Raw genomic sequence first — 17732 nt, forward strand, 5'->3', positions numbered from 1 at the left:
TCACCTACACCCGGACGTGATTCGACCCCTTACGCCGGCCCATCCCCTGCTCGGGGGGCGTAAGGGGTCGAGTTCGATGGTCTCTAGCCGTGATCCGGGCCACTCGTGCGCACAGCGCCGAGCAGCCCCCGCCAAGCCTGCGGGGAGAGGCGGAAGGCACCTCCCTCAGGGTCCTTGGAGTCCCTCAGCGCGGCACCGGAACCGGTGAAGGCGACCTCGACGCAGTCGTTGCCGCCACCGCTGTGGCTGCTCTTGAACCACCGGGCCTGGGAAAGGTCATCGTTGGGCGTCATGCTCCCCACTCCTTACTTGTTTCCAGTGACTTTCCGGAAGGGCCGCCTGTTCGGCGAACCTCCCGGCGGCCTCGGCGATCACCTCGACCGAGTCGTCCGGCTTCAACGCGGCGGCACGCAGATGGTCGAACATCAACGCGTATCGCCGGACGTCCGGGGGTTCCTCCAGGTAGAGCCCGCTGGAGGTGCTGTCGACGTAGACCACGTCGGTGTCGGCCAGTTCGGGGAAGCCCATGATGAGGAACGGACCCTCCATCCCGGGATGGGCACCCGCGCCGAACGGCACGATCTGGACGGTCACGTTCGCCCTCCCCGCCATCGTGACCATCCGGTACAGCTGTTCCGCCATGACCTCGGGCCCGTCGACAACGCGGTGCAGGACCGCTTCGTCGATGACGGCCCAGTACTCCGGTGGCGAGGGATCGGTCAGCAGCTCCTGCCGCGCCATCCTCGCCGCCACCCGGCGCCTGATCTCGGCGTCCTCGGCGTCGGGCCGCATCGCCCTGATCACGGCCTTGGCGTAGCGCTCGGTCTGCAGGAGGCCCGGCACCAGCAGCGCCTGGAACGCTCGCAGCGAACTCGCGTCCGCCTCCAAGCCGACGAACGTGCCGGTGAACACTTCGTTATACGCGTGCCACCAGCCGCGTTTGCGGGCTTCCCTCGCCAGCTGGACGAGCGCCTCCTGCTCGTCGCCCGCGATGCCGTACAGCTCGAGCATGTCGCGCGCGTCGCGCGGGGTGACGCCGACGTGCCCCGTCTCGATCCGGCTGACCTTCGACGCCGAGCATTCGAGCTTCTCGCTCACCTCGTCGATGGTGAGGTCGGCCGCCTCGCGCAACCGCCTCAGCTCGCTCGCCAGCCGCCGGCGGCGCACGGTGGGTCCCTGACCTCTCGTCATCACGGCACCTCCACAAGCTGTCCGAGCACCAACGATCGCGACATCGCGGAGAACAGTGTTCAGGAACCCCGCACGAAGCACATCTAACCAGCCCGAGACACATTCGGTGAGATGGTCACACGACCATTTTCACCCACGCGTCGATTTTCATCCTGCAATTTGCAGATTGCCGTTGTAGGTTGAGCATTGTGCAACGCGGTACGCCCGCCCTCACCGGCGGCAGCGGATCCGCTCGCGGCACGGGCGCGGGGCCGCGAGCTGCACCGATGGGCTTTCGGAAGGATACCCGTCGAAGCCGGATTCACCCCCGGTGCAGGGCCGGAGCCGTCCCCCGATCGGTTCCGGCCCTCCCTTTATGCCCGCATTCCCGTAATGCTCTGGCTCCAGATGTTAAAGCGTTTCGTCATTCCCTCTAAAGGGTGGACGAGAAGAGAACTCCGATGCGGAACGTCACACGACTCGGAGCAGACCTTCCTGCACGACGGTGGCGATATGCGTTCCGTCCGCGGCGAAGAACCGGCCGGTCGCCAGCCCCCGGGCACCCGACGCGGTCGGCGACGCGCTGTCGTAGAGGAACCACTCGTCGGCCCGGAACGGGCGGTGGAACCAGAGCGCGTGGTCGAGGCTCGCGCCGAGCACCTTGTCGAGATCCCAGTAGACGCCGTGGCGTGCGAGGACCGAGTCCAGCAGGGTCATGTCGGAGGCGTAGGTCAGCACGCAGACATGCAGCAGCTGCTGGTCCGGGAGCTTGCCGTCGGCCCGCATCCAGACCTGGTTCCTGGCGGGCCGGTCGCCCGACTTCCTGGTCACCCACGGCGGGTCGTTGACGTAGCGCAGGTCGATCGGGCGCGGCCGGTCGAGATGGCCCATGAAGTACCCCTCGGCCCGCTCCTGCAGCGTCGGGAGCGACTCGGGATCGGGGACGTCCGGCATGGTCTCGGAGTGCTCGATACCGCCCTCGTCCTTCTGGAACGAGGCGGACAGGGAGAAGATCGCCTTGCCGTGCTGGATGCCCACGACGCGGCGCGTGGTGAAGGAGCGGCCGTCGCGGATGCGGTCGACCTCGTAGACGATCGGGACGCTCGGGTCGCCGCCGCGGATGAAGTACGCGTGCAGCGAGTGGACCTTCCGCTCCTCGGGGACCGTGCGGCCGGCGGCGACCAGCGCCTGCCCCGCGACCTGCCCGCCGAACACCCGCACCGGCGAGTGTGCGGGCGAGACGCCGCGGAAGATGTTCTCCTCGATCTTCTCCAAGTCCAGCAGCGCGACCAGCCGGTCGAGCACGGGCTGCCCGCCCGTCCCGCCGGCGTTGTCGAAACCGGCCGCGGCTTCCCTGGCCATCTCAGTCATGTCATGGACTTTAGGCCGTGCGGGTACTCGGAGCCTCCGTGAGGCGGGACGTTTGTCGCGAAGGCCACCTTCAGGACGTCTCGGATCGGTACCGTTGGTCGTGAGTGGCGTTTCGGGTTCTAACCCGAAACGCCACTCACGACCAACTTGAGCGACGGCGTGTGAAGGCGCGGGCGGCCTCGCGGGGCAGGGTCAGGCGTGGTCGTCCTCGCCGAGGCGGTGCACGCGGATGAGGTTGGTCGAGCCGACGGTCCCGGGCGGGGAACCGGCCACGATGACCACCAGGTCACCCTTGGCGTACTTGCCCATTTCGAGCATCGCGTGGTCGACCTGCTGGATCATCTGGTCGGTGGAGCCCACCTTCGGCACGATCCGTGTCGTGGTGCCCCAGGTCATCGCGAGCTGGCTGCGGACGCTCTCCTCCGGCGTGAACGCCAGCAGCGGCAGCCGCGTGTGCAGCCGCGCGAGCCGCCGGACGGTGTCACCGGACTGGGTGAAGGCGACCAGCGCCTTGGCGTTCAGCCGCTCGCCGATGTCCCGGGCCGCGTAGGAGATGACACCGCGCTTGGTGCGCGGGACGTGCGACAGCGGCGGCACGACCGGCGAGTCCGTCTCGACGGCTTCGATGATCCGGCCCATGGTCTTGACCACGTCGATGGCGTAGCGGCCGACGCTGGTCTCGCCCGAGAGCATGAGCGCGTCCGCGCCGTCGAGCACCGCGTTGGCGACGTCCGAGGCCTCGGCGCGGGTCGGGCGGGAGCTGTTGATCATCGACTCGAGCATCTGCGTCGCGACGATGACCGGCTTCGCGTTCTCGCGGGCGATCTGGATGGTGCGCTTCTGCACCAGCGGGACCTGCTCCAGCGGGAGCTCCACGCCGAGGTCACCGCGGGCGATCATCACCGCGTCGAAGGCCAGCACGATGGCTTCGAGGTTGTAGACCGCTTCGGGCTTCTCGATCTTCGCGACGACCGGGAGGCGTCCCTTGCCGACACGGTCCATCACCTGGTGGACCAGGTCGATGTCGGCGGGCGAGCGGACGAACGAGAGCGCGATGAAGTCCACGCCGAGTTCGAGCGCGAACTCGAGGTCTTCGATGTCCTTTTCGGACAGCGCCGGCACGGAGACGTCCATACCCGGCAGGGAGACGCCCTTGTTGTTGCTGACGGGGCCGCCTTCGGTGACCTCGCAGACGACGTCCGGGCCCTCGACCTCCTTGACCACGAGGCCGACCTTGCCGTCGTCCACGAGGAGACGGTCGCCGGGCTTCGCGTCGTCGGCGAGTCCCTTGTAGGTGGTCGAGACGCGGTCGTGCGTGCCCGCGACGTCCTCGACGGTGATGCGCACGATGTCGCCGTTGTGCCACTCGACCGGGCCGCCGGCGAAGGTGCCGAGACGGATCTTCGGCCCCTGGAGGTCGGCGAGGATGCCCACCGCGCGGCCCGATTCGGCGGCGGCGGTGCGGATGAGGTCGTAGACCTGCTTGTGGTCGCTGTGCGTCCCGTGGCTGAAGTTCATCCTCGCGACGTCCATCCCGGCGTCGACGAGTTGCCGCATCTTCTCCGGCGTAGCGGTCGCGGGGCCCAGGGTACAAACGATCTTCGCGCGTCGGCTCACGTTCGCACAGCGTAGTCCCTCATCGCGGATACGTCTGTACCGATACCGAAAGTTCAAGAAAAGTGTCAGTTGACCTGGGCGGCGGACAACCGTCGATCAGGGTTCGGTGGTTATCGTCGCGGCTTCTCGCTCGGCCCGACCCGGTCCCGCGCCCACTCGTTGAACGCGCGGACCTGCCGCCACGCCTTCCGCACCCGGTCGAGGGCGCCGCGTTCGTGCAGGACGTCGTCGGGCTCCCAGCCGCGGACGGCGTACACGGAGCGGTACTTCAGCAGGTCGATGCGGGGATGATCCTCGGCGAACCCGCGCGGCTTCGACTTGAGCCTGTCCCCCTTGATCTCCCAGCCCGCCTTCTCCAGCTTCGCGAGGATCTTCGCCAGCTCGGCGCCGCGCAGTTCGGTGTCGACGGCCTTGCGGAAGCGGGCGAGCTGATCGGACTCGAAGTGGAAGCAGCCGCCGCCGACCCGCAGCCCGGCCGGGCCGACCTCGACGTAGTACGCGCCGCCGCCGCGGCCCTGTTCGATCACCGCGCCGCAGTGGGTCTTGTACGGCGTCTTGTCCTTGGCGAACCGGACGTCGCGATACGGGCGGAACACCTTGCCCTCGCCGAAGCCGTCACCGAACTCCGGCACCAGCTCGGCGAGCAGTGCCTCCATCGGGGCGCGGACGTCGGCCTTGTAGGTGGCGAGGTTCGCGTCCCAGTAGGACTTGGAGTTGTCCGCCTCGAGACCGTCGTAGAAGTCGATGGCGTACTCGCCGAAACCCTCGAAACCCATGCGGTGACCGTAATCCCCGGCACCGACGGAAGCGCGTGAAGGGGGCCTTCACGCGCTTCCGTCGGAGAGGCCTTACTTGGCCAGCGCGGTGATCAGCTCGCCGTCGGTGGTGTCACCGGACAGCTCCCAGAAGAAGGCTCCGCCGAGCCCCTGGTTCTTGGCGTAGGTGACCTTACCGCCGATGGTCGCGGGGGTGTCGTAGCTCCACCAGTCGCTGCCGCATTTCGCGTAGGCCGTGCCCGCGACGGTGCCGGTGGCCGGGCAGGTGTTCTTCAGGACCTTGTAGTCCTGGATGCCCGGCTCGGTGCCCGCCGCCGGACCGGTCGCGGTGCCGCCCGGGGCCTCCTGGGTGACGCCGGTCCAGCCGCGGCCGTAGAAACCGATGCCCAGCAACAGTTTGCCCGCCGGGACGCCCTTGCTCTTCAGCTTCTGGATCGCGGCGTCGGAGTGGAAGCCGGCGGTCGGGATGCCGTCGTAGCCGGTCAGCGGCGAATGCGGGGCGGTCGGGCCCTGCGCGGCCCAGGCACCGAAGTAGTCGTAGGTCATGACGTTGTACCAGTCGAAGTACTGCGACGCGCCGCCGTAGTCCGCCGCGTCGATCTTTCCGCCGTCGGTGCCGTCGGCGGTGATCGCGGCGGTGACCAGCTTCGAGCCGAACTTCTCCCGCAGCGCCTGCGCGAGATTCTTGATCGCGGCCGGTCCGCTGGTGTCACACGAGAGACCGCAGGCGTTCGGGTACTCCCAGTCGATGTCGATGCCGTCGAAGACACCGGCCCAGCGCGGGTCGTTGACCAGGTTGTAGCAGGACTCCGCGAACTTGGCGGGGTTCTTCGCCGCCTCGCCGAAGCCGCCGGACCAGGTCCAGCCGCCGAAGGACCACAGCACCTTGAGATTCGGGTACTTGGCCTTGAGCTTCTTCAGCTGGTTGAAGTTCCCGCGCAGCGCCCCGGTGTCCCAGCTGTCGGCGACCCCGTCCACACTGCCCGCGGCGTCGTAGAACTTGCTGGTCGCCGCCTCCGCGTCACCGATCGCGCAGCCACCGTTCGTCACGTTGCCGAACGAGTAGTTGATATGCGTCAGCTTGCTCGCCGAGCCCGAGGTGTCGATGTTCTTCACATGGTAGTTCCGCTGGTAGACGCCCCATTCGGCGAAGTACCCGAGTACCTTGCCGACCGAGGCCGCCGGTGCTTCCGGTTCGGCGGCCGCCTGCTGCGCCGGCGCCGCGACGGCCAGTGCGCCCAGTGCGACGGCCGCGGCACCCGCGATCGCGGTGAACCTGTTCAAACGGGACATGCGTTCTCCCTTCCCGGTCACCAGCGGTGACGAGAGGACTGCGGCGGGACACGCACAAGTTAAGTGGACTAGACCACACCGTCAATGGTTCAGACCAAGACTTTCGGATGGACATTTTCGAACATTCTCCGACGGGAATATGCCGAAAGCCTCGCTGAGCTGGCCCAGGCCCCCCAGTCGAGCTGCCCCGCCATAGCGGGACGTCGGCAGTCAGTGAATCGGTAACGGCTCGAACGTGATCCCGCGGTCCGCCGCGCGCCGGGTTCCCCAGTCGTAGAGCGCCTCGAGTGCGGGGCGTAACCGCTCCCCCTCCTCGGTGAGCCGGTACTCGACGTGCGGCACCCGCCCCTCCCGGCTCTCCCGGAGCACGAGGCCGTCCGCCTCCAGCTCGCGCAGGTGCTGGGTCAGCATCTTCTCGCTGACGCCCGGCATCCGGCGCCGGAGTTCGCCGTACCGGTGCACCCCTTCCTTGAGATGCGACAGGATCACCGGCTTCCACTTGCCGCCGATGACGTCGACCGCGAGCTCGACCGCGCAGCGGTACCGCTTCATCGTCACTCCCGTTGGCACGCACCGAAAAGTAAGCGGTTGTCCCGAGCGATCCGGGGTGGTTGCCTTGCCGGACCGGAAGATCAGCGCCGCTGGGAGGACCCTACGTGACCGAGACGCCGACGTTGTACGAATGGGCGGGCGGGCTTCCCGCCCTGCGACGGCTGACCACCGTCTTCTACGGCCACGTGCTGAAGGATCCGTTGCTGGAGCCGGTCTTCCGCGACATGGACCCCGGCCATCCCGAACACGTGGCGGTCTGGCTCGCCGAGGTGTTCGGCGGACCGGAGACCTACGGTCGCGACCACGGCGGCCACCGGCACATGGTCGGGCGGCATCTCGGCCGCGCCATCACCGAAGAGCAGCGCCGCCGCTGGGTGAACCTGCTCTTCGACGCCGCCGACGAGGCCGGGCTGCCCGCCGATCCGGAGTTCCGCTCCGCGTTCGCCGCGTACGTCGAATGGGGCAGCAGGCTCGCGGTGATGTTCTCCCAACCGGGCCGGGAGGTCACCGTCCCCGAGCCCATGCCGAAGTGGGACTGGGGCAACCGGCCGCCCTGGCGGCCGCCGTCGGACTGAAGGCGTTCATAGTGGGGCGGTCGTGAAAGGAGGCCGCCGTGATCCGGGTGGACGGCCGGACCCTGCGCTGCGCGGACGTCGTGACCGCCGCGAGTACCGAGGGCCCGCTGGGTATCGACGTCTCGATCGCCGCGCTGCGCGGCGCGGAAAGCGCGTGGAAACTCGCCGAGGAGCTGAGCACGCGCCGCATCGTCTACGGCCGCACCACCGGCGTCGGCGCCAACAAGGAGGACCCGGTCGGCGAGGGGGAGTCGCCGGATCACGGGCTGCGGCTGCTGCGCAGTCACGCGGGTGGCAGCGGCGACGTCATGTCCCCCGGCCAGACCAGGGCGATGATGCTCATCCGGCTCAACCAGCTGCTGGCCGGACGTTCGGGGCTCAGCCCCGAGCTGATCGGGGCGCTGGCCACCGCCGTGCGGACCGGCGCGCTGCCGCTGGTGCACCGGCTGGGCGCGATCGGCACCGGCGACCTCGCGCCGCTGGCGGAGACCGCGCTCGCCCTCACCGGCGAACGGCCGTGGCTGGCGGGCAGCGTGCCTCCGGTGCCCGTGCGGGCCGGTGACGCGCTCGCGTTCATGAGCAGCAACGCCGCGACGCTGGCCGAAGCGACCCTCGCGGCGATGCGGCTCGACACCCTGACGCGGGCGAGCCACGTCGTCGCCGCGCTGACCTACATCGCGCTCGACGGGAACCCGGAGGCCTACGCGACCCCCGTCCACGAGGCACGTCCGCACGCCGGACAGGTCGCGTGCGCGGCGGAGATGCGGCGGCTGCTCGGGATGGAGGGCACGCCGAAACCCGGCAGGCGCATCCAGGATCCGTTCGGGCTCCGCGCTTTCCCGCAGGTGCAGGGGCCCGCGCTCGACGCGATCCACTATTTGCGCGACGTGCTCGCGGTGGAGATCAACGCCAGCACCGAGAACCCGATGATCTCCACGGTGCATCAGGACGCCTACCACCACGCGCATTTCCACACCGCGTACGTCTCGACCGCGCTCGACCAGGTGCGTGCGACCGTCCACCAGGTCGCCGAGCTGTCGGTGGCCCGGCTGGGCGACCTGGTGGAGCCGGAGTTCACCGGGCTGCGGCCGTTCCTCGCGGCCGGGCCGTCGGGCAGCTCGGGCGTGATGATCCTGGAGTACGTCGCGCACGACGCGCTCACCGAACTGCGGCAGGCCGCGCTCCCGGCGACGCTGGGCACCGCCGTCGTCTCACGCGGGATCGAGGACCACGCGAGCTTCTCCACCCAGGCCGCGCGGGCGGCGACCGCGGCGGGCTCGGCGTACCAGCAGGTGCTGGCGTGCGAGCTGGTCGCGGCCGTCCGGGCGCTGCGGATGCGGAAGGCGGACCTCGTCTCCCTCCCCGCTCGGGACGCCTACGAGGCGGCCGCGGCGGTGCTCGATCCCAGCGTCGAGGACCGGCCGCTCACCGAGGACATCGCGCGTGCCGTGTCCCTTTTGGACACCCTCGCGCGGATCTGACTCCCCGCGTTCCGGGAGGTCAGCAGCAGCAACCCCGCCGGGCGAGGGCGTGGACCCGGGCGCTCGTGGTGGTCGTCGGCCGGTTCGCGGCGACCTCCACGGCGTCGAGCATCCGCTGTCGCTCCGCCCTGCCGAGGATCCGGCCGCGGGTGATCACCGTGTCGATCTTCGCGACGTTGCGGATGTCGGCGGCCGGATTCGCGTCCAGCAGCACGAGATCCGCCTCCTTCCCCACCGCCACGGTGCCCGACGTCGCTTCCCTGCCGAGGAACCTCGCCGCGTCACCCGTGACGGTCTTCAGTGCCTGCACCGGGGAAAGCCCCGCTTCGACCAGGAAGGCGAGTTCCTCGTGCAGCCCGCTGCCGGGGAAGGTGTACGGGTTGAGGCAGTCGGTGCCGCCGACGAGCCCGACGCCGGCTTCGTGCGCGACGCCGACCAGTCGCAGCGTCTCCTGGTAGTACCGCTCATGCAGGGCGACGTCCTCAGGCGTCTTGGGCGCCAACCGTTCGATGCCCTTGGCCCAGCTCTCGCGGACGTCGGCGGGCACGTACTTCAGCCGCGGGTCCTGCTGGTGGGTTTCGGCGGGCTGCGTGACCACCCGGTTGATCGTCAGCGTCGGGGAATGCCAGGTGCCGTTGCGCCGCAGCCTGCCGAAGTAGGCCTGCGCCCGGCCGTGGTCGTATGTGGTGACCGACTCGAACTCCAGCCGCCGTGCCAGGTCGAAGAAGGCACGCGGTGCCGCGGGGTCGTAGGGCGTCTCCGCCAGCCTGCCGAGGATCTCGTCGCGCCGGGACGAGCAGTGGATGGACACCCCGAAGTAGTGCTCGAGGCTGTGCTGGCCGAGGTCGCTCACCTCGAGGTGCGACAGCTTGTACGGCCAGTGCCCGGAGAAACGGAGGCCCTGTGCGCGGGCTTCGCCCGCGAGCGCGCGCACGGCGCCGGGCCCGAGGTAGGAGTAGATCTTGACGAATTCGGCGCCCGCGGCCTTCTCCGCGCGGACGACGGCTCGCGCTTCGGACGCCGTCGACACGTGGAGCACCGGTGGCGCCAGCAGCGTGACCGGCCCGTCGACGATCCCGCTCGCCAGCACCATACGCGGGCCGAGCAGTTCACCGCGTTCGATCTTGGCCTTCGTCTCGCGGTTCTCCGCGTACCCCCACATCTCGCGGACGCCCGTGACACCGTGGACCAGGTGCAGGGGCGGGACGATGTCTTCGAGGTCCGCGCTGTGGGTGTGCATGTCCCACAGTCCCGGGACGAGGTATTTGCCGCGGCCGTCGATCACCCGCGCGCCACCGATTTCCGGCAGCCCGGCGGAGCCGCCCACCCGGACGATCCGGTCGCCGGCGAGCACGACCGAAACGCCCGGCCGTGGCGCGGCACCCGTGCCGTCGATCAGCGTGACGTCGGCGATGACGACGAGCTCGCCGAGGCCGGCGCCTGCCGTGCCGGGCAGCAGCCCGGCGAACGCCACCCCGGTCCCTCCGGCGGCCAGCAACCTCAAGAACTCGCGCCTACTGGATCCCGCACTCGCCATGAGAACCGCCGTCCCTTTCACCTGGATCCCCAGATGGCCGATTCAACTTGCCGCGGCGGCGGGGCCGCAAGAAAACGAAGGCCCCTTACCCGGATTCAGCACAAAGTAAGGGGCCTCCTCATCGAACCGGGCTCAGCCGAAGAAGACCTCGGCCTCTTCGTACCGCTCGACCGGGACGGTCTTCAGCTCGGCGGTGGCTTCGGAGAGCTTGACGCGGACGATATCCGTGCCGCGCAGCGCCACCATCACGCCGAAGTCACCGTCGGCCACGGCGTCGACGGCGTTGAGGCCGAACCGGGTGGCGAGCACGCGGTCGTACGCCGTCGGGGTGCCGCCACGCTGGACGTGCCCGAGCACGACCGCGCGGGACTCCTTGCCGGTGCGGGCGGCGATCTCGTCGGCCAGCCAAGTGCCGATGCCGCCGAGCCGGACGTGCCCGAAGGCGTCCTTCTCCCCGGTCAGCAGCTTCTCCTCGCCGCCCTCGGGCAGCGCGCCCTCGGCGACCACGATGATCGGCGCGTACTCCTTCTCGAACCGGCGCTCGACCCACGAGACGACCTGGTCGACGCTGAAGTGCCGCTCCGGTACCAGGATCACGCTCGCGCCGCCGGCGAGACCGGAGTGCAGCGCGATCCAGCCCGCGTGCCGTCCCATGACCTCGACGACCAGGGCGCGGTGGTGCGATTCGGCCGTGGTGTGCAGCCGGTCGATGGCCTCGGTGGCGATCGAGACGGCCGTGTCGAAGCCGAAGGTGTAGTCGGTGGCGCCGAGGTCGTTGTCGATCGTCTTGGGCACCCCGACGACTCCGACGCCGTCGTCCGTGAGTCGCTTCGCGACGCCGAGGGTGTCCTCGCCGCCGATCGCGATCAGCGCGTCGACCTGCTGCTCGGCGAGTACGGCCTTGATCTTGTCGACCCCGCCGTCGACCTTGTACGGGTTGGTCCGCGACGACCGCAGGATCGTGCCGCCGCGGGTCAGGATGTCCTCGACGTCGTTCAGGCCGAGCGGGCGGCTGTCCCCGGTGAGGGGACCGTTCCAGCCGTTGCGGAACCCGACGATGTCCCAGCCGTGCACCTCGATGCCCTTGCGCACCACAGCGCGGATCACCGCGTTGAGCCCCGGGCAGTCGCCACCGCCGGTCAGCACACCGACACGCATGAGAAGCCTCCGTCTTGTGTTCCGTAGAGATGACAGTCACATGTCCCGCCGCCAGCGTAGCGGGAGTTCTCTGGATCGGTGCAGGGCGGACCACCTCGGGAATCGGTCCACGCCCGCGATGTGCTAGCTTGGCCCCGTGCAGCGCTATTTCTGGTTTACGAAGCCGGCCCCGGGTGGGCACGGCCGCGTGAACCTGCGCTGACCTCCACCCCGAGCCGGAATCACACCGGCTCGGCGAGTTCCCGCGGGTCGGTATCCCTTTCGAAAGGAACCAGACCCGCGATGTCTCCCTCCGCTGACACCCTCATCGCCCTCGACGGGCACCGCACGGCGGCCATCAGCCCGCTGCTGTCGCCCGCGATGCTGCGGCACGAACATCCGATGACGGCGGAGATCGCCGATACCGTCCTAGCCGGGCGGGCCTCGGCCGTCGACATCCTCGACGGCCGGGACGACCGGCTCCTCGTCGTCGTCGGGCCCTGCTCGGTGCACGACGCGGACGCCGCGCTCGACTACGCCCGCCGCCTCGCCGCCAAGGCCGAAGAACACCGCCGCGACCTGCACATCGTCATGCGGGTCTACTTCGAGAAGCCGCGGACCACGCTCGGCTGGAAGGGGCTCATCAACGACCCCGGGCTCGACGGCACGTACGAGGTCAACCACGGCCTGCGGATGGCGCGCAAACTGCTGCTCGACATCTCCGCGCTCGGTCTGCCGGTGGGCTGCGAGTTCCTCGACCCGGTCACCCCGCAGTTCATCTCCGACACCGTGACCTGGGGTTCCATCGGCGCGCGGACCGCGGCGAGCCAGGTGCACCGGCAGCTGTGCAGCGCGCTGTCGATGCCGGTCGGGATCAAGAACTCCACCGAGGGCGACGTCCAGGTCGCCGTCGACGCCACCCGCGCGGCCGGCGCCAGCCATGTCTTCGCGGGTATCAACCCCGACGGTCTCGCCGCCCTGATCACCACGGCGGGCAACGAGGACTGCCACGTGATCCTGCGCGGCAGCTCGGCGGGCCCGAACTACGACCCCGCGACGGTGGCCGACACGCTGGCACGGCTGGCGAAGTCGGGGCTGCCGGAGCGCGTGATCATCGACGCGAGCCACGGCAACAGCGCGAAGGACCACGTGCGGCAGGCCACGGTCGTCCGCGAACTCGCCGACCGGATCGGTGCCGGTGAGCGGGGTATCGCGGGGCTGATGCTGGAAAGCTTCCTGGTGGAGGGGCGGCAGGACCTGACGCTGGGCTCGGCCGCTTCGCTGACCTACGGGCAGTCGATCACGGACGCGTGCCTCGGGTGGGACACGACGGCGGAGCTGCTGGACACCCTCGCGGAGGCCGTCGACTCACGCCGCTGACTCCAGGCCTCGTGAGTGGTATGGACGGTTAGAACCGTCCATACCACTCACGAGGGCGAAGGCTCTACCGGTGCCAGTAGGACTCGATGATCTGCCACCGCTGGTAGTTGTGCCGCGCGTCGGCCAGCGCGTCGTGCTGGTCGTCCGGCGCCGAGGGCAGCTTCGGCTTGCCCGCGTCCTCCCAGCGTTGCCGCAGGTCACGCGTGAACCGGGGCAGCTGGCGCGGCAGCGCGGGCATCGGCCCCCACAGCTGCGCCAGCGCGACGTGGTCGTAAGCGGCGAACCAGGCCCACAGTTCGATCCCGCCGGGCGGCTTGCCGAAGAACTCGAGCAGATCCGTGCGGATCTTCTCGCGGCTGCGCCACGCCGGGTCGGCGGGCGACGGGAGTTTCGGGAGCACGTTGTCGCGGACCCAGGGGCCTGCCTTGCCGGGATCGAAATCGGTCGAGACCGCGTAGAACTCGCGTCCTCTTTCGTCCACGACACCGATCGACACCAGATCGATGGTCACGCCGTCCTCAATGAATTCGGTGTCGTAGAAAAAGCGCACCGGAGAACCCTAGTGGGGCCTCAGCCGACCTTGGTGTCCGGGATACGGGCGACGTCCTTGGCGGACGGCTGCGCGGGCACCTTCGGGCGGAGCCCGGCCTCTTCGGCGGCGAGCAGTTCCTTCGCCTTGGCGGCGTAGATGTCGACGTACTCCTGGCCGGAGAGCTCCATGAGCGCGTACATGATCTCGTCGGTGATGGACCGCTCGATGAAGCGGTCGCCGGCGAGGCCTTCGTAGCGCGAGAAGTCGAGCGGCTTGCCGAAGCGGATCTCGAGGCGGCGCGGCCACCACATCTTCGAGCCGATCGGGTTGACCTTGTCGGTGCCGATCATGGCGACCGGGACCACGACGCCGCCGGATTCGAGCGCGATCCGCGCGACGCCGGTCTTGCCCTTGTACAGGCGGCCGTCCGGGGAGCGGGTGCCTTCGGGGTAGATGCCGAGGAGGTGGCCCTCGCGGACCAACCGGGTCGCGGTGTCGAGCGCGGCCTGCGCGGCGTTGCCGCCGGAGCGGTCGATCGGGAACTGGCCGACGCCGGTGAAGAACCACTTCTTCAGCAGGCCCTTGAAGCCCTTTTCGGTGAAGTACTCCGATTTGGCCGGGAAGGTCACCTTGCGCTTGACGCGCAGCGGCATGAAGAAGGAGTCGGCGACCGCGAGGTGGTTGCCCGCGAGGATCGCGCCGCCGTCGTCGGGGATGTTCTCCACGCCGACGACTTTGGTGGGCCACAGCGCCTTCAGCAGTGGCCCGATAAACACGTGTTTCATGAGCCAGTACAGCACTGCGAAAACTCCTCCTAGCAGCTCAACCCCCGCGCCCGATGGTCAAGACTACGAATCGCGCACCCCAGGCACAACGAAGTCCACCCGGTTACCCGCACCCAGCGACGGATCTCACATCCGATCCCGCCCGATTTTCGAAGTGAGAGCGGGGGCCCACAAGCCGCTCCGCTCGTGCGAACATAGGAGACCTACCCAGCTCTCACGGAAGGCGATCGCATGGCCGTCCTCGCCGGCGCGGAACCGTTCGCTCACACCGGTTCGACCGAAGCAGGGTTCCTGCTGTGCCACGGATTCACCGGCACCCCCGCGAGCATGCGGCCCTGGGGAGACCATCTGGCCGAAGCCGGTTACACGGTGCGCTGCCCGCTCCTTCCCGGGCACGGCACCCGGTGGCAGGACATGAACCGGACCGGCTGGGAGGACTGGTACGGCGCGGTCCGTGAAGAGCTGCTGGCGCTCTTCGCGACCTGCGAGACGGTGTTCGTCGCCGGGATGTCGATGGGCGGGACGCTGACGCTGCGGCTCGCCGAGGAGTTCGGCGACCGGATCGCCGGCATCGTGCTGGTGAACCCCTCGATCCTGACGCTGCGCCGGGACGCCAAGCTGCTGCCGGTCCTGTCGAGGATCCTGCCGTCGGTGCCGGGCGTGGCGAACGACATCGCGAAGCCCGGCGAGACGGAGCTGGCCTACTCGCGGACGCCCGTGCGCGCCGCGGCCAGCCTGGCGAAGCTGTGGAAGGTCACCCGCGCGGATCTGGCCAAGGTGACCCAGCCGGTGCTCCTGCTCCACTCGGCCGTCGACCACATCGTGGAGCCGGTCAACTCCCAGGTGATCCTGGACGGGATCGGCAGCGACGACGTCACCGAGGTGGTGCTGGAGAACAGCTTCCACGTCGCCACGCAAGACCACGACGCGGGCCTGATCTTCACGCGTACGGTGGACTTCGCCCGGTCCGTGCGCCGGGCGGGACAGGTGGACGCCGGATGAGCAGAGGCAAGGACGGGCCGGAGGACGTCGACGCGACGTTCGCCGAGATCGTGGCCGACCTCCGTGCGGAGGGCGTCGGCCTGTTCCCCGACGACGACGTGGAGAAACCGGCCGGGAAGACGGCGGAGAAGCCCGCCGAGAAGACACCCCGGCCCGAGCCGTCGGACGCCGAACCCGAACCGGGCTGGCGCGGCGGCGGCACCAGCTGGGACAAGACCCTCTTCGAGGACGACCCCTCCGGGCCGAGCGACGACGAGGGCCATTTCGTGCCGCCCGAGCCGCCTCCCCTGCCGCGTCCGCGCAAGGGCGCGTTCATCGTCCTGCTGTTCTTCCTGCTCGGCCTGCTGCTCCTGATCGCGCCCAACCTGATCGGCATGGGCACCCGGCTCGGCACCCCCCTCGGCATCCTCGCCCTCGCGACCGCGATCGCCCTGCTCCTGCTGCGGGTGCGTCAGGGGCCGCCGCCCGGCGCGGATCCGAACAACGGCGCCCAGGTCTGATCTGCCGGACAATTCGGAAGATGAAGATCGACTTCACCCCCTCGCGCCGGTCGACGGTCGGCGCGGAATGGGAACTCGCCCTCGTCGATCGGCGGACCGGTGAGCTCTCGTCGGTCGCGGAGCAGGTGCTCGACGCCGTCCGTCCGGACGGCGAGGAGGAGCATCCGAAGATCAAGCAGGAGCTGCTGCTCAACACCATCGAGGTGATCAGCGGGATCTGCGACACGATCGCCGAGGTCAAGGCCGATCTGAACGACTCGCTGGACGTCGTGCACTCGGTGCTCGACCCGCTGGGCGTCGAGCTGTTCTCGGCGGGGTCGCATCCGTTCTCGACGTGGTACCAGCAGAAGGTCACCGACAAGGAGCGGTACGCCAAGCTCATCGACCGGACCCAGTGGTGGGGACGGCAGATGCTGATCTACGGCGTCCACGTGCACGTCGGCGTCGACCACCGCGACAAGGCTCTGCCGATCTTGGACGCGCTGCTCAAGTACGCGCCGCATCTGCAAGCGCTTTCGGCGTCTTCGCCGTACTGGGGCGCGGAGGACACGGGGTACGCGTCGAACCGCGCGCTGATGTTCCAGCAGCTGCCGACGGCCGGGCTGCCGTTCCAGTTCCGGAAGTGGACCGAGCTGGAGAGCTACGTCGACGACATGTTCACCACGGGCGTGATCGACCATTTCTCGGAGATCCGCTGGGACATCCGGCCCGCGCCGCATTTCGGGACGATCGAGATGCGGGTGTGCGACGGGCTGCCGACGCTGGAGGAGGTCGGTGCGATCTCCGCACTGACCCAATGCCTGGTCGACGACTTCAGCGCGCGTCTCGACGACGGCGAGATCCTGCCGACGCTGCCGCCGTGGCACGTCCAGGAGAACAAGTGGCGCGCGGCGCGCTACGGCGTCGACGCGATCGTCATCCTCGACGCGGCGGGCAACGAGCGGCTGGTCACCGACGACACCTACGACCTGCTGAACCGGCTGGAACCGGTCGCCCGGCGCCTGGACTGCGCCGACGAACTGCGGTCGGTGGAGACGATCCTGACCTGCGGGCCCAGCTACCTGCGTCAGCGCGCGGTGGCGAAGCAGTACAACGGCAGCCTCCGCGCCGTCGTCGCTTCGCTCATCGCGGAGATGCGGGACGGGAAGATCGCGCGCCCTTAGTCGAGGTGGCCCAGAAGAGTGCCGGGGCCGAAGGTCGTGGCGCCCAGAGCCTCGACGCGGGACCGCAGCTCACGATCGGCGGTCACCACGACGACGTGGTCGTCGGGGCCGGCCGCCCGGGCCTCCCGTGCGACCGCCACGATCCGGGAGTCCCCGTCGGACTCAGCGTCCACGACCTCGACGCCCGGCACGGCCGCGACTCCCCGCGCCTTGCCCTCGACGACCAGCACGACCTTCGGCCACCACGACCATCCGCCGCCGCCGGGCAGTGCCGGATCGGCGAGCCCGGTCTCGGACAAGGTCGCGAGCTTGTCCCGCAGCCGCTCGGCAGCGCCATGCCGGTCGCGCCACCAGCCGTCCGGCCGCGACCCGACGACGTTGGCGCCGTCGACCACCAGTACCAGCCTGCGATCCAAGTGTTCCCTCAATCCCGGCCACGCCGCCGCGAAATCCCGGTGCAGCCGGAAGTCCGCGACCTCGGCCGCCCGGACCCACCGCAGTTCCGCGCTCTCCGCACTCGTCACCCTGGCCGAAAGCGGGCCGATCGGCGCGGCCAGGACCGTGGTGTACCGCCAGTTCCCGTGGTCGACATGCGACGCCGCCAGCGCGCGGACCCGCCCGGGCGGGATGTCGGCCTCCTCGTGCGCCTCACGGGTGGCGGCCTCGCGCGGGCTCTCCCCCGCCTCGACGGCGCCCCCGGGTAGCGCCCAGGTGCGTCCATGATGGACCCACCAGGCCCGCCGCTGCAGCAGGACACCGCGCGCGGGATCGGACAACAACAACCCGGCGGCGCCGTTCAAACCCCAGTGAAGATGCCCGAAGTCGCACTTCACGAAGCCGTTGCCGTCCTGCCGGGTCACG

At 69.4% G+C, this 17732-nt stretch carries 18 protein-coding genes; 6 read left to right on the forward strand and 12 right to left on the reverse strand.

All coding sequences use genetic code 11. The features are described 5' to 3' along the window. Positions 1–83: 83 nt before the first annotated feature. The 7 genes from NQK81_RS10175 to NQK81_RS10205 form a co-directional block, all read right to left on the reverse strand. On the reverse strand, positions 84–293 hold the full coding sequence (locus NQK81_RS10175) for a DUF397 domain-containing protein (protein ID WP_257487992.1): 210 nt from the start codon (positions 291–293) through the stop codon (positions 84–86). Continuing rightward, on the reverse strand, positions 277–1191 hold the full coding sequence (locus NQK81_RS10180; protein ID WP_192745500.1) for a helix-turn-helix domain-containing protein: 915 nt from the start codon (positions 1189–1191) through the stop codon (positions 277–279). The genes NQK81_RS10175 and NQK81_RS10180 overlap by 17 nt, the downstream gene beginning before the upstream one ends. Positions 1192–1641: 450 nt before the next feature. Beyond that, entirely contained in the window at positions 1642–2541 is a 900-nt protein-coding gene (gene tesB / locus NQK81_RS10185) for an acyl-CoA thioesterase II (RefSeq protein WP_126734854.1), read from the reverse strand. 192 nt (positions 2542–2733) lie between these two features. Then, positions 2734–4158: a pyruvate kinase gene (pyk, locus tag NQK81_RS10190; protein ID WP_126734855.1), complete on the reverse strand. Its 1425-nt coding sequence runs from the start codon at positions 4156–4158 to the stop codon at positions 2734–2736. A 110-nt stretch (positions 4159–4268) separates the two neighbouring features. After that, positions 4269–4934, reverse strand: a complete 666-nt coding sequence (locus tag NQK81_RS10195; protein ID WP_016332804.1) for a DUF2461 domain-containing protein — start codon at positions 4932–4934, stop codon at positions 4269–4271. Between the two features lie 72 nt (positions 4935–5006). Then, positions 5007–6227: a glycoside hydrolase family 18 protein gene (locus NQK81_RS10200; protein ID WP_257487993.1), complete on the reverse strand. Its 1221-nt coding sequence runs from the start codon at positions 6225–6227 to the stop codon at positions 5007–5009. A gap of 210 nt (positions 6228–6437) precedes the next feature. Further along, positions 6438–6779: a winged helix-turn-helix transcriptional regulator gene (locus tag NQK81_RS10205; protein ID WP_192745503.1), complete on the reverse strand. Its 342-nt coding sequence runs from the start codon at positions 6777–6779 to the stop codon at positions 6438–6440. 104 nt (positions 6780–6883) lie between these two features. On the opposite strand from NQK81_RS10205, the gene NQK81_RS10210 reads away from it, so the two are divergent. Both NQK81_RS10210 and NQK81_RS10215 read left to right on the forward strand, forming a co-directional pair. Next, positions 6884–7354, forward strand: coding sequence for a group II truncated hemoglobin (locus NQK81_RS10210; RefSeq protein ID WP_257487994.1), 471 nt, complete (start codon positions 6884–6886; stop codon positions 7352–7354). Between the two features lie 38 nt (positions 7355–7392). Continuing rightward, the gene (locus NQK81_RS10215) at positions 7393–8835 is read left to right on the forward strand and encodes an aromatic amino acid ammonia-lyase (protein ID WP_192745505.1); all 1443 of its coding nucleotides are present in this window, start codon (positions 7393–7395) and stop codon (positions 8833–8835) included. Positions 8836–8854: 19 nt separating this feature from the next. On the opposite strand, the gene NQK81_RS10220 is transcribed toward NQK81_RS10215, so the two are convergent. After that, positions 8855–10372 (reverse strand): amidohydrolase family protein, encoded by a 1518-nt coding sequence (locus NQK81_RS10220; RefSeq protein ID WP_257487995.1) that lies wholly within the window; start codon positions 10370–10372, stop codon positions 8855–8857. A gap of 132 nt (positions 10373–10504) precedes the next feature. After that, positions 10505–11530 (reverse strand): 6-phosphofructokinase, encoded by a 1026-nt coding sequence (locus NQK81_RS10225; protein WP_034322513.1) that lies wholly within the window; start codon positions 11528–11530, stop codon positions 10505–10507. Positions 11531–11812: 282 nt separating this feature from the next. On the opposite strand from NQK81_RS10225, the gene NQK81_RS10230 reads away from it, so the two are divergent. After that, positions 11813–12889: a 3-deoxy-7-phosphoheptulonate synthase gene (locus NQK81_RS10230; protein WP_257487996.1), complete on the forward strand. Its 1077-nt coding sequence runs from the start codon at positions 11813–11815 to the stop codon at positions 12887–12889. A gap of 64 nt (positions 12890–12953) precedes the next feature. Here NQK81_RS10230 and NQK81_RS10235 read toward each other — a convergent pair whose 3' ends face one another. Next, complete coding sequence (locus NQK81_RS10235; RefSeq protein WP_016332795.1) at positions 12954–13439, reverse strand: polyadenylate-specific 3'-exoribonuclease AS; 486 nt, start codon at positions 13437–13439, stop codon at positions 12954–12956. A gap of 20 nt (positions 13440–13459) precedes the next feature. Beyond that, entirely contained in the window at positions 13460–14221 is a 762-nt protein-coding gene (locus NQK81_RS10240; protein WP_126734863.1) for a lysophospholipid acyltransferase family protein, read from the reverse strand. Between the two features lie 216 nt (positions 14222–14437). Here NQK81_RS10240 and NQK81_RS10245 point away from each other — a divergent pair, with 216 nt between their 5' ends. From NQK81_RS10245 to NQK81_RS10255, 3 genes are read left to right on the forward strand one after another with little or no spacing between them, the layout of a single operon-like run. Then, positions 14438–15208 (forward strand): alpha/beta hydrolase, encoded by a 771-nt coding sequence (locus NQK81_RS10245; protein WP_257487997.1) that lies wholly within the window; start codon positions 14438–14440, stop codon positions 15206–15208. Next, complete coding sequence (locus NQK81_RS10250; protein ID WP_257487998.1) at positions 15205–15708, forward strand: hypothetical protein; 504 nt, start codon at positions 15205–15207, stop codon at positions 15706–15708. The genes NQK81_RS10245 and NQK81_RS10250 overlap by 4 nt, the downstream gene beginning before the upstream one ends. Before the next feature lie 20 nt (positions 15709–15728). Next, positions 15729–16871, forward strand: a complete 1143-nt coding sequence (locus tag NQK81_RS10255) for a glutamate--cysteine ligase (protein ID WP_126734866.1) — start codon at positions 15729–15731, stop codon at positions 16869–16871. Here the strand turns inward: NQK81_RS10255 and NQK81_RS10260 are convergent. Then, positions 16868–17731 (reverse strand): NUDIX domain-containing protein, encoded by an 864-nt coding sequence (locus tag NQK81_RS10260; RefSeq protein WP_257487999.1) that lies wholly within the window; start codon positions 17729–17731, stop codon positions 16868–16870. The two genes, NQK81_RS10255 and NQK81_RS10260, sit on opposite strands and share 4 nt — an antisense overlap. Position 17732 lies beyond the last annotated feature (1 nt).

This window comes from Amycolatopsis roodepoortensis, assembly GCF_024628825.1.
Taxonomy (GTDB): domain Bacteria; phylum Actinomycetota; class Actinomycetes; order Mycobacteriales; family Pseudonocardiaceae; genus Amycolatopsis; species Amycolatopsis roodepoortensis.

Bases quoted from the DNA above. Each gene is read 5' to 3' on its own strand.
- NQK81_RS10175 (WP_257487992.1), bottom strand. From the start codon at position 293: ATGACGCCCAACGATGACCTTTCCCAGGCCCGGTGGTTCAAGAGCAGC.
- NQK81_RS10180 (WP_192745500.1), bottom strand. From the start codon at position 1,191: ATGACGAGAGGTCAGGGACCCACCGTGCGCCGCCGGCGGCTGGCGAGC.
- tesB (WP_126734854.1), bottom strand. From the start codon at position 2,541: ATGACTGAGATGGCCAGGGAAGCCGCGGCCGGTTTCGACAACGCCGGC.
- NQK81_RS10195 (WP_016332804.1), bottom strand. From the start codon at position 4,934: ATGGGTTTCGAGGGTTTCGGCGAGTACGCCATCGACTTCTACGACGGT.
- NQK81_RS10200 (WP_257487993.1), bottom strand. From the start codon at position 6,227: ATGTCCCGTTTGAACAGGTTCACCGCGATCGCGGGTGCCGCGGCCGTC.
- NQK81_RS10205 (WP_192745503.1), bottom strand. From the start codon at position 6,779: ATGAAGCGGTACCGCTGCGCGGTCGAGCTCGCGGTCGACGTCATCGGC.
- NQK81_RS10220 (WP_257487995.1), bottom strand. From the start codon at position 10,372: ATGGCGAGTGCGGGATCCAGTAGGCGCGAGTTCTTGAGGTTGCTGGCC.
- NQK81_RS10225 (WP_034322513.1), bottom strand. From the start codon at position 11,530: ATGCGTGTCGGTGTGCTGACCGGCGGTGGCGACTGCCCGGGGCTCAAC.
- NQK81_RS10230 (WP_257487996.1), top strand. From the start codon at position 11,813: ATGTCTCCCTCCGCTGACACCCTCATCGCCCTCGACGGGCACCGCACG.
- NQK81_RS10245 (WP_257487997.1), top strand. From the start codon at position 14,438: ATGGCCGTCCTCGCCGGCGCGGAACCGTTCGCTCACACCGGTTCGACC.
- NQK81_RS10250 (WP_257487998.1), top strand. From the start codon at position 15,205: ATGAGCAGAGGCAAGGACGGGCCGGAGGACGTCGACGCGACGTTCGCC.
- NQK81_RS10255 (WP_126734866.1), top strand. From the start codon at position 15,729: ATGAAGATCGACTTCACCCCCTCGCGCCGGTCGACGGTCGGCGCGGAA.